The sequence below is a fragment of the Kamptonema formosum PCC 10802 genome (assembly GCF_000332335.1).
In the GTDB taxonomy this organism is placed as follows: domain Bacteria; phylum Cyanobacteriota; class Cyanobacteriia; order Cyanobacteriales; family Oscillatoriaceae; genus Oscillatoria.
The window spans coordinates 1,689,158-1,703,709 of the sequence record NZ_KB235948.1 but is presented as its reverse complement, the minus strand read 5'-3'; the positions used below and the strand labels follow the sequence as shown (position 1 = coordinate 1,703,709).

Sequence of the window (14,552 nt, the reverse complement as noted above, 5' to 3'; positions counted from 1 at the left end):
ACAGACAAGGCGTCTCGCCTGCCTTAACCTCAGCGCTTCACGAGATTAACCGCAAAATCTGGCCCCATTCCCTGGAAGTAAGCCAGATGAATCCAAAGCGCAGCCAGAGGTTCAGCCAGCCGAGCTTTGCTCAAATCACCCGTATCCACCGGCTCAAATCCAATTTCTTGCGCCAGGGACATTACAACTTTTTTCGCCTCCGCATCCTCCCCGCAAATAAAGGTATTGGCTTGCTGAGAGCCAAAGGTCAAATTTTCAAAACAGCTCGCGCCGATATTGTTAAATGCTTTTACTACTCGCGCACCGGCAGCCCATTTGGCAATCTCTTCAGCGGCGGAAGTCGTGAGCCCAATTACCAGCTCATTCGGTGCCGCTCCCAGAGGGTTCGTGCAGTCAATAAGAATCTTGCCACTCAGATCGCCGGCCTGTTCAATGGCTTCCTGAGTCGCTTGCCAAGGCGTCGCCAGGATGACGACTTCTCCGTGCGCTGCGGCTTCCTGAACACTGCCGGCTTTCGCCTTTCCTCCCGTTGAATCTATCAGCGACTGCACTTTCGAGCTTTGCGGATCTCGCACCCCAAACACAATTTCGTGGCCCTTGCCGGCTAAGATGCGCCCCAGAGCGCCCCCGACGTTCCCCGCACCAATAACGCCAATTTTCATGGAATATCTCTCTATTAACAGTGAATACACTAAAGTATAGACCAATTTTTCTGGGGGTGAATTTCGGGAAAGCCGGTTAAATCGATTCCTTTCTGACGGGGTGGGGGCAACTGTGCTTGAATTCTCTCACCTCCAGCCACCCGCACCCTTGCGTCAAGATTTGTGAAGCAAAAGAGGGCTCCGCAAGCGAGCGCTCGCGCTTTTATGGCAGGACAGCCCTTGTGAAGAAGTGCCCAGATTCCAGTTGCAGCAAGGCATGCAGCCACTATAGCGCCGGCTGTTGCCGCCCTGGACACTCCGTCTTTTTTGCCGGTCACGGCTACCGCCTGTAAAGTTTCAAGGATTAACACTCAGCAATTTATAAAAATTGTAACGGCCACTACATTTTGTTTCCGGCTCGGATTAGAATACAGCCAGTAGAGATTGACTGCTGTCGCAGTCCTATCAGTAGAGGTTGCCCTATGTCACCACTTGGCTTTACTGTTCCTGCCCTTACTAGCATGCAAGACTTGGATCTAGCCGTTGAGCGCTACAAAAGCAGCGATATAAGCGGTGCGGAACTCCTTTCTCTGTGGCTTGCTATCCGCGATGCCTCTCTCAATCAGACTTTCTCTCAGCCCAAGGATGATGGGGTTCCGGTCGAAGAAAGCTATTAAATTCCCCCTGTAAGTAAGGTGCGTTACGCTTCTGGTAACGCACCCTACTGGTTATTTATTACCTGGGATTACAGCCAGGGAATCCTGTTTGGGAAGCGATGGCAGCTCTCGCGATTGCGGGAAGATCGTCATAAGCAGCACAGGAACTTTTAATATTATCTACAAACTGCTTCAATCGACCTTCTACCCCACCACTCCCACGATCTGCAACATATACATCGAGTCGGGCTACATATTGAGCCAAATCAGAGCTTATTTGTTGCTGGAAAGTTGCGCGTCTCTTAGATGAGCAGGAGGGATCCCATTTCGCACATGCAGTTGGGACATCGAATTTGTTAGACACAAAAAGAGAGCGCCCCTTTGTGTCTACCCCGACGACAAAGATGCTAGTTCTTGTGGCAGTAGTTCGGGCTGTGCTCACAGCATAACCTTCTACAACAAGGTTCCCACTACGATAAAGAGTTGCTTTGCCCTCTCCCGATCCTCCTCCCATACTAGCGCTCTTTTCAGCACGCACCTCCCCGCTTGTTTCCGGTGAAAGGATTTCTGCTCTCACGGGTTGAACACTCAACACGTGCAGTGTTAAGGGAATAGAAAGAGATGCCACCAAGGCAGCTTTTTGGACAGTCTTCGTATTCACAGGTTTTTCCTCTTTACAGGTAGAATTGCACTCCCAAATCTGGCTTGACAGAATAAACGATAGCTTCCCAAATCCCCACCGCAACTCGTGCGGGCGAAGTCGCAAGCTTTTGGCTCAAAAACGGCGACAGTTCCCCTGTCGCTGATCTGTCGAAATGCCTGCGCTTTCTTGAGCACCTGCATCATTTGCTTGCAGTCCTTCGTTTCTTAAAAAGAGCTGCTTCATCAAGATATTGTTCCGGGATGGCGCGAGAATTTTGAAAATTTTTTCTCCCACTCTTCTGGGCGATGCCACGGATATAAACCTCACCGCTAGTCGCGCCTTATAACGCGACTAAATAGAACGCAAATGCCGGCGCTTGTATTTTCCCCGGCACTAGCTCCAGCGGGCAGATCGAGGACAATATTGCCGCCCGAAAGCTCCTTATTTAAATAGTCGTTACCACCGGCTTCGAGTTCCCGGTTCAGGCTTTTCTGATCCCAAGCTGCGCCGCGAGTCAGGGGCGGTTTGAGCAGGATTTCCACTGGCACAACCATGTTTGTGCCGGCACATTTGAGCATCGCCACATCTTTACCACCGGCACAAATATATAGCGGTTTTCAGTTGGATGAAGTAGATGCCAGAAACCCGGTTTCTTAAAGAAACCGGGTTTCTCATTTTACCAGATGTTAGTAAACCCGCCCCTACCAGCTTTTGCGTGATGCCATGCATGCGTGATGCCCAATGCGATTATGCCCTTAGATCAAGAGGGCAGGCGAGACGCCTGCCCTACGCCTTTTTCCCTAGGTCACTGACGCCCTAACCAATATGACTGCTGCTATATATCCGTAGGGCCGGCGTTCCCTCCGACCCTCAATATCTAACTTCCTTATCAATTTTGCTAGTGCTATACCTGGTTTTCGGTTTGAAAGAACTCGCAAAAAAAGCAATTCTTCTCAAGCAATCCTGCCGGGGCAGGGCGAGCTTTTGCCCGCCCCAGAACAGGATAATTGATTGTTGACAATTCCCTAACCGAACCCGATTGCCTCAAGGCAAATCGGTACTCCCCATCAGGTAGAGATCGCACTCGCGGGCGGCACCGCGCCCTTCGTTGATAGCCCAAACCACGAGGCTCTGACCGCGCCGGCAGTCACCCGCCGCGAAAACGCTGGGAAGACTGGTGGCATATTTGCCGTGTTCTGCTTTCACATTGCTGCGCGGATCGCGCTCAACACCGATAGCGTCGAGCAGCGGCTGTTCGGGTCCGAGGAAACCCATTGCCAGCAACACCAATTGAGCCGGTATGACTTTTTCCGTGCCAGGAATTTGCTTGGGAATAAACTGGCCTTTCTCATTTTTCTCCCACTGCACTTCGATGGTGTGGACGGCTTTTACATTGCCGTTTTCATCGCCCTCAAACTTCGTCGCGGTGGTGAGATAAACGCGCGGATCGGCACCGAATTTTGCCGCAGCTTCCTCTTGGCCGTAGTCCATTTTGTACACTTTGGGCCATTCTGGCCAGGGGTTGTCGGCGGCGCGGCTCAGGGGCGGTTTGGGCAGGATTTCTACTTGCACGACGCTGTTGCATCCGTGGCGGATAGAAGTGCCAACGCAGTCGGTGCCGGTGTCGCCACCGCCGATGATCACAACATCTTTGCTTTCGGCAGAGATGAAGCTGTCATTTTTGCTCCCGTCGAGAACCGATTTCGTGTTCGCGGTGAGGAATTCCATTGCGAAGTGGATGCCTTTCAACTGCCGGCCTTCGATGGGAAGATCGCGGGGTTTTGTGGCACCAGTGCACAGGACAGCGGCGTCGAATTCTTTGAGCAACTGTTCCGCCGGCAAGTCTTTGCCAACTTCGGTATTGCAGACAAATTTCACGCCTTCGTCTTCCAGAAGTTTGATGCGGCGCAGGACAACTTCTTTCTTATCCAGCTTCATGTTAGGGATGCCATACATGAGCAGTCCGCCCGGGCGATCGGCGCGTTCAAATACGGTTACCCAGTGACCGGCTTTATTGAGCTGGGCGGCGGCGGAAAGGCCGGCGGGCCCAGAGCCGATGATGGCCACTTTTTTGCCGGTGCGTTTCGCCGGCGCTTCCGGGGCGATCCAGCCTTCTTCCCAGCCTTTTTCGATAATGGAATACTCGATATTTTTAATCGTCACCGGCGGGTTGTGGATGCCGAGCACGCAGGAACCCTCACAGGGGGCGGGGCAGACGCGACCGGTGAATTCCGGGAAGTTGTTGGTTTTGTGGAGCCGGTCGAGGGCTTCGTGCCAGAGTCCGCGATATACGAGGTCATTCCATTCGGGGATGAGGTTGTTGATCGGGCAGCCGCTGGCCATACCGCTAATCAGGGTGCCGGTGTGGCAGAACGGAGTGCCGCAATCCATACAGCGAGCGCCCTGGGTGCGGAGTTTTTCCTCCGGCATGTGCAGGTGGAATTCGTCCCAATTGCGAATGCGTTCCAGGGGGGCGAGTTCAGAGGGCAACTCGCGGACAAATTCGATAAAGCCGGTTGGTTTTCCCACAGTTGTATCTCCGTTGTAATTTGCGTTTTTTTGTAAATTATAGCGAATGCCGGTGGAAATCAGCCACAGATAGAAGAGCCCAAAGGTTCGTAGTTGGGCTAAAGCCCAAAAGTTCGCAGTTGGGCTAAAGCCCAAAAGTTCGTAGTTGGGCTAAAGCCCAAAAGTTCATAGTTGGGCTTTAGCCGCGCCTCTCCTTGGCTTTTACTTCTTTAGCCAAGCAAATAAATCTCCTACTGTCAGCTGTATATCGCTGGCGAAAGATGGCACAGGTAGCTGCGCTTCAGGCTCATCGAAAACCTCAGTTTCCTGTTTTTGATGATAGACCAAAACCGAACGCTCCTCAGGATCGATGAGCCACCCCATTTGAGTCCCAAATTTTAGACAGTGCAGGATATTTTTCGTAACTTTTGTTTGGCTTTGCTCCGGCGACAGAATTTCAATTGTCCAATCAGGAGGGATTAGAAAAGTGTTGGCCATATCGCCGTTCTCATCGCTGGGAATTCTGTCCCAGAGAAATACGGACACGTCAGGCACAATTGACCGTCCGCCAAAGGTACAGCGCAGTTCTGGAAACGCACAAGCGATTTTCTTAGAGTTTAAAATTATAGCATTAATCGCTGTGACGAGTTGACCTTGAATTCTACTGTGTTTTCCCTGGGGCATTGGCTTCTGAATAATTTGACCGTCAATATACTCACTAGCCGGCTTCGTTTCTGGCAGTTGCAGAAACTCCTCCAAAGTGAGAGTTTTTTCTGGGGTTTGTACCATAATTATTCTCCGTCAGCTGTCCTTTGAGAACTCTTCTGGGGTGAGTCCCCTCACGCCCCGAAAGGGATTCAGCTTCCCTGTCTTAAACAGCAGCGTTTCCACAGTCGCCACTTTGGGGTTGCTCCGATTATTATACCACACGATCTGAAAGAATAGTGTCAAACTTGCTGCGGATCTTAAGCCGGCTGTTGGGTGTCAGGAATTTGGCCCAGACGGCTACTCTAACTCATTAGGCAGCAAAACTGTCAACAAGTCTTACGCTGGGTCTGTCCGCACGAGTCGGTGAGCGGAGGGAACTCTCAGGCAAAGTGACAACAGCCACAGTATTTCCCAACATATCAAAGAACTCAACGCTATAACCTGTTTCTAGGCCCTCAACATGATGTTGTTCCACCACCGTACCAACATCCCCCGCAAAAAGCCCTTCTTCAGGTAAATCGCACAGCAAGATAACATCTGAATAAAGTTCACAGTTCATAACATCTTCCGCTAACTTGCTAATCGGGAATCACCGTAATCAATCGGGGAAAGTCTGTCCCCTTGTCTATTTGCCAAACCGTTCTTACAAGAAGTTGTCTGCCAACAGGTGTAGAAAGATAAGCGCTCACCTCATAGCGCGTTCCGTAGGCGGTTTCCTTAACAATATCGACATCAGCGTCCAAGTGATACTCGCGAATATCAGTTTCTAATCGCTGCCAAGTTTCTTGAGAATATCCAAATTGAATGAGCAGTTTGGCCTTAGCACCTCCTCGCTTATGTTCTGGGTTAAGTAAGTAATCTGTCAACTTTGATGGCTCAATAACGGCACGCTAGCTATTTGGAATTTTCATCCTGTAAGTTCATTATACATCTTTCTGGCAACAAGGACTAATCCGCTGGGGCGAGGGCAACTATGGCTCCATCTGGTTTCCGCATCCCCGACAGCTTCCCCTTTGGCCAAGTCCATGATCAGAATTATTCGCTTATCAAAAGCGAGTGCGGGCTGGTCAGCCGGCAACTCGCCGTGACATTCGATAAAGCCGGCTGGTTCTCTCATAATTTTATCCCACTTCAAAGCAGTTGTTAGAGTTGATTTGCAACAGGAAGCTTTAATTTTACAAGCGACCTTTGTAGAACGCTGGGCTTAACGCTTAACCAAACTTGGTTGCGGTCGTCTTCAGTATAGCCAACGACAACTGCCAGGCGAGCCAACTTCGGGATACATTTCTGGTGTCATCGTTCCCGTATCCAGAAAGTCAGTGATTTGGATAAGTCCCCTCACCTCTGCATCGCCAATATCGACAAACACTCCAAAAGGAGTGTGAGCTTATACTTGGCCGTATATTAATTTCCCAAGTTGATACTTGGATTTTATCTGATTCCAGGATTCTGGGTTCAATACTTTGCCCTCCCTGATAGGGTCTTACAAGTGGTCTAAAAAGCTTCCGAGATTTTGCATCGCCCGGGTGCCGGTCAGCCGGCACACCGGCACCCCAACAGCCCTTACTGGATAGCCCCTATCCTGCTAGCCAGATTGATCATTCAATTAACGTACTTTGCTCAACATTAATCATCGGGGCGTAGAGAATTTGCTAATTAATCTCCAAATTGTTAATTAAACATTTTCCATGTTTCGCCAGAGGTAGGGTGCGTTCCCTAAGAGGGAACGCACCCTACGAGTTACTTTGGATGAATTCCGCTATCCCCCCCTCCCCATTCACGGGGAGAAGGCAGGGGGGGAGAGGTTCCCCCCCCAGAAAAATCAGCCGCCACCGATCCGCGCCACGTCGCGGGCATTTTGCTCAAACGCCGCCGCCAGCGCATCATCGCCACTCAACCCAGATTCCTGGGCTTTCTTGAGCGCCTGCAGCACCCGCTTGTAATCCTTCGGTATCACCTTGACGAACTTCGGCACCATCTCCTCCCAGTTGGCCAGGACTTGAGCCGCCTTATCGCTCTTCGTGTACTCCGCGTGCTTCTGGATCATCTCGCGAACTTCCGCAATCTCCTCAGTCTCTTCCAGGGTTTCCAGCCCCACCATAGACTTATTGCAGCGCGTCGCAAAATCGCCCTTCTCATCGAGAATGTAGGCGACACCGCCACTCATCCCCGCCGCGAAGTTGCGCCCAGCATGGCCAAGCACCACAACTTTGCCGCCGGTCATGTACTCGCAACCGTGATCGCCCACAGCTTCCACAACCGCCTTGACGCCGGAATTGCGCACGCAGAAACGCTCACCGGCCATACCCCGGATATAAGCCTCCCCGCCTGTCGCCCCATAGAACGCCACATTGCCGGCAATGATATTTTCCTCAGGCACAAAAGTCGAGCCCGCCGGCGGATACAGCACAATCTTGCCGCCGCTCAACCCCTTACCCAAGTAGTCATTCGCGTCGCCTTCCAGTTCCAGCGTCACACCCTTCGGCACAAACGCCCCGAAACTCTGACCGGCACTCCCTTGGAAATGCAGGTGCACCGTATCTTCCGGCAAACCTGCAGCGTGGCGCTTGGTAATTTCATTGCCCAGAATCGTGCCCACAACCCGGTTCACATTCTTAATCGGCAGCGTCGCCTTCACCTTTTCGCCCCGCTCAATTGCCGGTGCGCACAAATCCAGCAGCACCTTCATATCCACCGACTTCTCCAACCCGTGATCCTGCGGGATCTGGCAGTACCGGCCCACTTCTGGCCCAACTGCCGGCTGGTAGAGAATCTTCGACAGGTCAATCCCCTTGGCCTTCCAGTGCGCCACCGCCTTCTTCGGTTCCAGCACATCTGTGCGCCCCACCATTTCCTCCAGCTTGCGGAAACCGAGCTGCGCCATAATTTCCCGGAGCTCGTGCGCCACGAACTTCATAAAGTTCTCCACATGCTCGGGTTCGCCAACAAAATTCTTCCGCAACTCCGGATTCTGCGTGGCCACACCGGCAGGGCAAGTATTCAAATGGCACACCCGCATCATAATGCAGCCCATCGACACCAGCGGCGCAGTCGAAAAACCGAACTCCTCAGCACCCAGCAGCGCCGCAATGGCCACGTCGCGGCCCGTCTTCAGCTGGCCGTCAGTTTCCACCGCAATCCGCGAGCGCAGGTTATTCAGCACCAGCGTTTGGTGCGTTTCCGCCAAACCGAGCTCCCAAGGCAGCCCCGCGTGCTTAATCGAAGTCTGCGGCGACGCGCCGGTGCCCCCATCAAAGCCAGAAATCAGCACAACATCCGCGTGCGCTTTCGCCACACCGGCAGCAATCGTGCCCACACCCACCTCCGACACCAGCTTCACACTGATCCGGGCATTGCGGTTGGCATTCTTCAAATCGTGGATCAGCTCAGCCAAATCCTCAATCGAGTAGATGTCGTGGTGAGGCGGCGGCGAAATCAGACCCACACCCGGCGTCGAGTGGCGCACCTTAGCAATCCAAGGATACACCTTACCCCCGGGCAGCTGGCCGCCCTCACCGGGCTTCGCCCCCTGGGCCATCTTGATCTGGATTTCCTTCGCCTTCGACAGGTAGAGGCTGGTGACGCCAAAACGACCCGAAGCCACCTGTTTGATGGCGCTGTTCTTGGAGTCGCCGCGCTCATTTGTCCAGGTGTAGCGTTCCGGATCTTCCCCGCCTTCGCCGGTGTTCGATTTGCCGCCCAAGCGGTTCATCGCCACAGCCAGCGTTTCGTGGGCTTCTTTCGAGATCGACCCATAGCTCATCGCGCCGGTCTTAAAGCGCTTGACAATCGCCTCCACCGGCTCAACTTCCTCAACCGGCACCGGCTCGCGATCCTTAAATTCCAGCAAACCGCGCAGCGTAAAGAACTTCTGGTTCTGCTCGTTTACCAGCGCCGCGTATTTCTTGTAAAGATCGTACCGGCCCTCGCGCACCGCCTTTTGCAGGTTGTGGATAGTTTCCGGGCTGAACAGGTGCGCCTCGCCGTCCTTGCGCCACTGGTATTCGCCGCCGGCATCCAGGGTGTGGCCATTGACCTCGCGTTCCGGGAAAGCGTGGCTGTGCCGCAAAATCGCCTCCTTGGCGATCACTTCCAGATCCGCGCCCTCGATCCGGGATGCAGTCCAGGTGAAGTATTTGTCGATCACCGACTTGTTGAGGCCAATCGCCTCAAAAATCTGGGCCCCGCGATAGCTTTGCAGGGTGGAGATGCCAATCTTGGAGGCTACTTTGATCGATCCCTTGGTGACGGCTTTGATGTAGTTCTTGCAAGCGGTCTTGTGGTCAATGTTGACCAGCAAGCCCTGCTGGATCATGTCGTCAATCGTCTCGAAGGCGACATAGGGGTTGATCGCACCGCAACCGTAGCCGATCAGTGTGGCGTAGTGGTGCACTTCGCGCGGTTCGCCGGACTCCAGGACGAGGCCAACCCGCGTGCGCGTGCCTTGGCGGATCAGGTGGTGGTGCAAGCCGGCAACCGCCAGCAGCGCCGGTACCGGTGCTTTGTCTTTGCTGATGCCGCGATCGGAAAGGATGATGATGTTGGCACCGGCCTCGATGGCGCGGGACGCCTGCTGGCAAATGTCATCCATCACTGTTTCCAAACCGCTCACACCCTCTTTGGGGTTGAACAAAATCGGGATAGTGACGGATTTGAAGCCGCCCTCGCTGACGTGCTTGAGCTTCGCCAGCTCTTCGTTGGTCAGCACCGGCGTTTTCAGCTCGATCAGATGGCAGCTTTCCGGTTCGGGTTTGAGCAAGTTGCGCTCAGATCCGATTGTCGTTTCTGGGGAGGTGATGATTTCCTCGCGGATGGAATCGATCGGCGGGTTGGTGACCTGGGCGAACAGCTGCTGGAAATATTCGTAAAGGAGTTTGGGCCGGTCCGAGAGGACGGCGAGCGGCGTATCCGCCCCCATTGAGCCAACGGCTTCCACGCCATCGCGCGCCATCGGAGTCAGCAGCAGGCGCAGTTCCTCGAAGGTGTAACCGAAGGCGATCTGGCGCTGGATGGTGGTGGTCAGGTCGAGGTTGTAGTCGAGTTCCACCGATTGCGGCGCATCTTTGAGCTGCGCCAGCTCAACCATGTGCTGGTCGATCCACTCGCGGTAGGGGTGCTCGCTGACAATTTTGTTTTTGATTTCTTCGTCGGCGACGATCCGCCCTTCTTCCATGTTGACTAGGAACATGCGCCCCGGTTGCAGCCGGCCTTTCAGGGCCACTCGCTCTGGCTCCACCGGCAGCACGCCCGCTTCGGAGGCCATAATTACCAGGTCGTCTTTGGTGACGTAGTAGCGCGACGGGCGCAACCCGTTGCGGTCGAGCACGGCACCAATTGTCGTGCCATCGGTGAAGGCGATCGAGGCTGGTCCGTCCCACGGTTCCATCAGGCAGGAGTGGTATTCGTAGAAGGCTTTTTTCTCGTCGCTCATCGACTCGTGGGCTGCCCACGGTTCGGGGATCATCATCATCACTGCGTGGGGCAGTGACCGGCCCGCCAGCACCAGCATTTCCAGGGCGTTGTCGAAAATGGCTGAGTCGCTGCCTTCCAGGTCGATCACCGGCTGGATTTTGTTGATGTCGTCGCCGAACAGTTCTGACTCGAACAGCGACTGCCGCGCGTACATCCAGTTGATGTTGCCGCGCAGGGTGTTGATTTCGCCGTTGTGGGCGATGTAGCGATAGGGGTGTGAGCGCTCCCAACTGGGGAAGGTGTTGGTGCTGAAACGGGAGTGCACCAGCGCCAGAGCGCTTTCCATATCCGGATCTTGCAGGTCCCGATAGTAGTGCCCCACCTGCTCCGGCATCAGCATGCCTTTGTAAACCAGTGTGCGGCACGAGAGGCTAGAGGCGTACCAGGACGGGTCTACCTGCGCCCTGTGGATTTCGGCTTCAGCCCGTTTGCGGATGACGTACAGCTTGCGCTCGAACGCCTTGTCGTCAGCGATATCTGCAGCCCGTTTTACAAACACCTGCTGCATGAATGGTTCGCTGGATTTTGCCGTGTTGCCCAGATCCGAGTTGTCGGTTGGCACGTTGCGCCAGCCGATCACTTGCTGGCCTTCTTCTGCGGCGATTTTTTCAAACAGCTGCCGCCCTCGCTCGCGTGCCGCTGGATCGGGGGAGGAGTAGAGGGCACCGACCCCATACTGGCCCGGTTCTGGCAGCTCGATGTTCAGGGCGGCGGTAGCCTTTTTCAGGAACTTGTGCGGCACTTGCATTAAAATGCCCGCACCGTCGCCGGTGTTCTTTTCCGCACCGCACGCGCCCCGGTGGTCGAGATTCACGAGTACCGTCAGCGCCTGCTCTACGATCTCGTGCGACTTGTTTCCTTTCATGTGCACGATGAAGCCGACACCGCAGGCGTCGTGCTCGAACTGGGGATCGTATAGGCCCTGTTTTTGTGGCATTTTGTTGCTGTTCATTTTGATAGTGTTAAAGTGGCTGTGCGACGAGCCGCAACACAGCGGCTGAAAGGTTTGTCGAGCAAGATTTGCCAAACAAATCCTGCCTCTTCACTCGCGTTCAAAGGGGGCGCGATCGAAAGTTTTGTAGAAGGTTTATACAATAGCTGTTTCCTGGCAGCGGCGGGCACTTTGCTGCCAGCAGGGGCGAGCCCGGGGGCTTTGCGCCTGCTGTCTTTTTCTCAGTGCCGGTCCTTGTGCTATCACCCCTCCGAGCCCCGTTGAGCGACCGCTGTAAGGGGAGCAAATATACCTGCTGCGCCGCCTGGAACGGGGAACAGCAATCGAGTTACTGAGTTTCGTCTTCTCATGCTGACGAGCTGTGCTGGTTCTAAATTAGATGTAATAAACGGGCTGGAGCTTTTGGTCATCTGACGCCGGTGGGCTGTCTCCGTGGCTGGCGGGGCGGTAGGCGTGCCGGTGGAACCGCCCCCTGAGGTATATCGGTTTGTCGCTCCGCGAGACGCCCGCTTAGGGCCATTTACTTATTCGGAAGCGCTCGCGGCGGAGGGTGCGATTAGCCGGTGGATAGCTGTTATTTCTAGCTTGCCTGTATTTTCTACCGAGGCAGCCTTGCCGGCTTGTATCTTAAGGAAAATTTTATCTACTCTCGCAGAAGTTTACAAAAGTTAGTAACACAGGAGGCTCGCTTAATCGGTACTGGGCGCAGCCTATCCCTGAACTCGCTCCCTCGCGCTTTTCTCAACGGATCGATGCCGATTCTGCATAGGAAGTAAGGGTCCCCCGTCTCAGGACGGTTCCCAAAAAGCCTATTTTCCAAAGTGCTGGGCTCTCAACTCGCTGCTTCTCTATTGAATGAATAATTCAATATTTTTGCCAGCTTTATTTAAAAAATAAACAGTTTTTACATAGCGAGTTAAATGCATATTTTTAGAAGGGCCTCCGACTCCCACAGGATTGCCAGCCGCCGGCGGGAGCTCGGTCTTTTCGCCCTCTGGCTCAGGCCGGTCGCTTCCCTGGTTCCCAGGCTCTGCCTGGCAACGCAGCTGTGGGGGCTCTGCCTCCTTTCTCCAAAAAGCAGATTAAACCGGTCCGGGACCTGCCACACCCTGCCCTGTATTTGCGCATAAGTTGCATAATATTAAAAATATAATAACTACATTTACCGTTTGATAATCCGTAATAACCTACATTCCTGCGTCAGGAACACAAACAGCGGTTGCCAAAATCTTTGCACTCACAGGAGTGCCGGCACTTCAGGCAAGCAGTGCTAGGGATATTCTTGATGGGTGAGGGGAAAACTTCCCAACAAATTGCTGAGTTGAGCGGATGTGGCTGACGCACTCCAGCCTGCCGGTGCGTGCGGGGCGACCCAGATAATTGAGAAACATGAACAGACAAACAGCCCCCAGGAAACATTCAGAGACAAGCAACAGCCAGCCAATTCTGGAAAGGCGCTCTATTATACCTCAATCTGTTGTTTTTGACAAGAGATAAACAGCAGAAACAATTGCGGCGTCAGTCTGGGCGGTGGACGGGTCAGAGGTGAGCGGGGGCGAATGGCCCAAATTAACGCCCCTGAAACCCGGTTTCTTTAAGAAACCGGGTCGCACCGTATCACCGGCCCACCGGCAGCCCGTCCCCGCCGCAGCCGTGGGCCAGGGACTACCGGCAGCCAAACTGTCCACTCGGAAAAACGAGGCTGCCGCCAGAAATTCTCACTCAGCAAGGGTTAGCGCTGGGACGAAGAGTAGGGTATGCCGGTCAGATCGGATAGTGACACTCACGCCGAAACAGCATTCTGGGGAAGTTCCTACAGTTAAATCATAGAGTTCAAAATTACCCAGATGGAATTCACCGCCGCCCTCCCCCAAAGTCTCGCTCAGCCGCTCCCAGTAGGGTTTCCACCGCACGCCCGCACGCCGCCTTCCCCGAAAGCTTCCCACAGATATCTCGGGTAGATATCTCGGGTGAGCCCGCCCCTGCGAATCTCCCTAGAAACTAATCCATCAGAAGTCTTCTACTCGCGACCGATAAATTAAAAGTATATGTTTAATTATTTTGGCTTATTTGGTGCAAAAACTCTCCCCAGCCAATCCGGCAGCAAGGGCAACCCTAAGCTCAATCTCAAGGATTTGATAAACAGCCGGCAAGAGAAAGCCCGAGTTGATGAAACGATCCAAGGGCCTTACAGGAAAGGGCGGGTGCAGTTTCAGGGCAGTTGGTGGCCGGCCTTGTGTGACAGGGAAGTGGTTATCTTTCCAGAAGAAACCGTGCGCGTGGTGGGAATTAAGGGCATCACCCTGCTCGTTGAACCCCTCGGTGATTTTTAGGGTAGAGACTCGCGGCAGGGCATGAGCCCAACTGCAAACAGTGCGCTGGTGTTGCGCACCCCACTCTATTCATTGCCGGCAGTGACCCACAAATACTGGCAGGAAAAAATAGGGGCCTGTTCACCCGAGATATCTGGCAGTGTCACAGGACATTTCTAAACCCGCCCCTACCAAAGAAACAGCGGCGGCAGGGGATAGGATATTATAGCAGCAGCCATTTAGGGAACGGACGTAGGACAGGCGTCTCGCCTGTCCCTGCCCCTAACTGTGTGCTGCAATACTGGCTGACACTTCTCAAAACACCGGGGACCGGTATCGAACCCCCCGCACATGGAAGAGGTGACAGAAAAATTTGTCGGGGTGAACCGGACACAATTGTGCGAGGGAGGGGAAAAATATGGTATATCCGCGCTCGCGAACCGCGAACAGGGACGTCACCCTCCTATTTGCCGTATGCCCGCTCCTGTTGAATTTGGCGTGAGGCGTTGGATCACAACTGGAGGGTCCAGAGGGATATTGTCCTTTGCTTGTTGCTCTTTATCCTTTGGGGAATCTTTTTCTGGTTTGTGTTTGTTTTTTGTCATTTTTTTTCCTATTACACAAATTTTGTTAATCATAGCACTCTCCCATTTCATCTGT

At 53.7% G+C, this 14,552-nt stretch carries 13 protein-coding genes; 3 read left to right on the top strand and 10 right to left on the bottom strand.

The window, feature by feature from the left end; translation table 11 throughout:
• Nucleotides 1–29: 29 nt before the first annotated feature.
• Nucleotides 30–662 carry an NADPH-dependent F420 reductase gene (locus OSC10802_RS0107310; protein WP_017716135.1) on the bottom strand — a complete coding sequence of 211 codons (633 nt, stop codon included), beginning with the start codon at nt 660–662 and terminating at the stop codon, nt 30–32.
• Nucleotides 663–1,123: 461 nt separating this feature from the next.
• Here OSC10802_RS0107310 and OSC10802_RS39060 point away from each other — a divergent pair, with 461 nt between their 5' ends.
• Complete coding sequence (locus OSC10802_RS39060) at nt 1,124–1,318, top strand: hypothetical protein (protein WP_017716133.1); 195 nt, start codon at nt 1,124–1,126, stop codon at nt 1,316–1,318.
• Nucleotides 1,319–2,269: 951 nt separating this feature from the next.
• On the opposite strand, the gene OSC10802_RS0107290 is transcribed toward OSC10802_RS39060, so the two are convergent.
• The 7 genes from OSC10802_RS0107290 to gltB all read right to left on the bottom strand — a co-directional run bounded on the left by OSC10802_RS0107290 (nt 2,270) and on the right by gltB (nt 11,580).
• On the bottom strand, nt 2,270–2,524 hold the full coding sequence (locus OSC10802_RS0107290; protein ID WP_155967435.1) for a hypothetical protein: 255 nt from the start codon (nt 2,522–2,524) through the stop codon (nt 2,270–2,272).
• 460 nt (nt 2,525–2,984) lie between these two features.
• Nucleotides 2,985–4,469: a glutamate synthase small subunit gene (gene gltD / locus OSC10802_RS0107285; protein WP_026098248.1), complete on the bottom strand. Its 1,485-nt coding sequence runs from the start codon at nt 4,467–4,469 to the stop codon at nt 2,985–2,987.
• Between the two features lie 201 nt (nt 4,470–4,670).
• Complete coding sequence (locus OSC10802_RS0107280) at nt 4,671–5,237, bottom strand: Uma2 family endonuclease (protein ID WP_017716129.1); 567 nt, start codon at nt 5,235–5,237, stop codon at nt 4,671–4,673.
• Between the two features lie 12 nt (nt 5,238–5,249).
• Nucleotides 5,250–5,399 carry a hypothetical protein gene (locus tag OSC10802_RS49085; RefSeq protein WP_155967434.1) on the bottom strand — a complete coding sequence of 50 codons (150 nt, stop codon included), beginning with the start codon at nt 5,397–5,399 and terminating at the stop codon, nt 5,250–5,252.
• 67 nt (nt 5,400–5,466) lie between these two features.
• Entirely contained in the window at nt 5,467–5,715 is a 249-nt protein-coding gene (locus OSC10802_RS0107275) for a DUF4926 domain-containing protein (RefSeq protein WP_026098247.1), read from the bottom strand.
• 19 nt (nt 5,716–5,734) lie between these two features.
• Nucleotides 5,735–6,037 (bottom strand): DUF6883 domain-containing protein, encoded by a 303-nt coding sequence (locus OSC10802_RS0107270; protein ID WP_026098246.1) that lies wholly within the window; start codon nt 6,035–6,037, stop codon nt 5,735–5,737.
• A 941-nt stretch (nt 6,038–6,978) separates the two neighbouring features.
• Nucleotides 6,979–11,580, bottom strand: a complete 4,602-nt coding sequence (gene gltB / locus OSC10802_RS0107260; RefSeq protein ID WP_017716126.1) for a glutamate synthase large subunit — start codon at nt 11,578–11,580, stop codon at nt 6,979–6,981.
• A gap of 432 nt (nt 11,581–12,012) precedes the next feature.
• Between gltB and OSC10802_RS49080 the strand changes: the two genes are divergently transcribed.
• Nucleotides 12,013–12,252: a hypothetical protein gene (locus OSC10802_RS49080; RefSeq protein WP_155967433.1), complete on the top strand. Its 240-nt coding sequence runs from the start codon at nt 12,013–12,015 to the stop codon at nt 12,250–12,252.
• Nucleotides 12,253–13,298: 1,046 nt separating this feature from the next.
• On the opposite strand, the gene OSC10802_RS49075 is transcribed toward OSC10802_RS49080, so the two are convergent.
• Complete coding sequence (locus tag OSC10802_RS49075) at nt 13,299–13,526, bottom strand: hypothetical protein (RefSeq protein ID WP_155967432.1); 228 nt, start codon at nt 13,524–13,526, stop codon at nt 13,299–13,301.
• Between the two features lie 102 nt (nt 13,527–13,628).
• On the opposite strand from OSC10802_RS49075, the gene OSC10802_RS0107240 reads away from it, so the two are divergent.
• On the top strand, nt 13,629–13,913 hold the full coding sequence (locus OSC10802_RS0107240; protein WP_017716123.1) for an NfeD family protein: 285 nt from the start codon (nt 13,629–13,631) through the stop codon (nt 13,911–13,913).
• 434 nt (nt 13,914–14,347) lie between these two features.
• Here OSC10802_RS0107240 and OSC10802_RS0107235 read toward each other — a convergent pair whose 3' ends face one another.
• A complete protein-coding gene (locus OSC10802_RS0107235) occupies nt 14,348–14,530 on the bottom strand; it encodes a hypothetical protein (RefSeq protein ID WP_026098243.1) in 183 nt (60 codons plus the stop codon).
• Nucleotides 14,531–14,552: the final 22 nt, after the last annotated feature.

Bases quoted from the DNA above. Each gene is read 5' to 3' on its own strand.
- OSC10802_RS0107310 (WP_017716135.1), bottom strand. From the start codon at position 662: ATGAAAATTGGCGTTATTGGTGCGGGGAACGTCGGGGGCGCTCTGGGG.
- OSC10802_RS39060 (WP_017716133.1), top strand. From the start codon at position 1,124: ATGTCACCACTTGGCTTTACTGTTCCTGCCCTTACTAGCATGCAAGAC.
- OSC10802_RS0107280 (WP_017716129.1), bottom strand. From the start codon at position 5,237: ATGGTACAAACCCCAGAAAAAACTCTCACTTTGGAGGAGTTTCTGCAA.
- OSC10802_RS0107275 (WP_026098247.1), bottom strand. From the start codon at position 5,715: ATGAACTGTGAACTTTATTCAGATGTTATCTTGCTGTGCGATTTACCT.
- gltB (WP_017716126.1), bottom strand. From the start codon at position 11,580: ATGAACAGCAACAAAATGCCACAAAAACAGGGCCTATACGATCCCCAG.
- OSC10802_RS0107240 (WP_017716123.1), top strand. From the start codon at position 13,629: ATGTTTAATTATTTTGGCTTATTTGGTGCAAAAACTCTCCCCAGCCAA.
- OSC10802_RS0107235 (WP_026098243.1), bottom strand. From the start codon at position 14,530: ATGATTAACAAAATTTGTGTAATAGGAAAAAAAATGACAAAAAACAAA.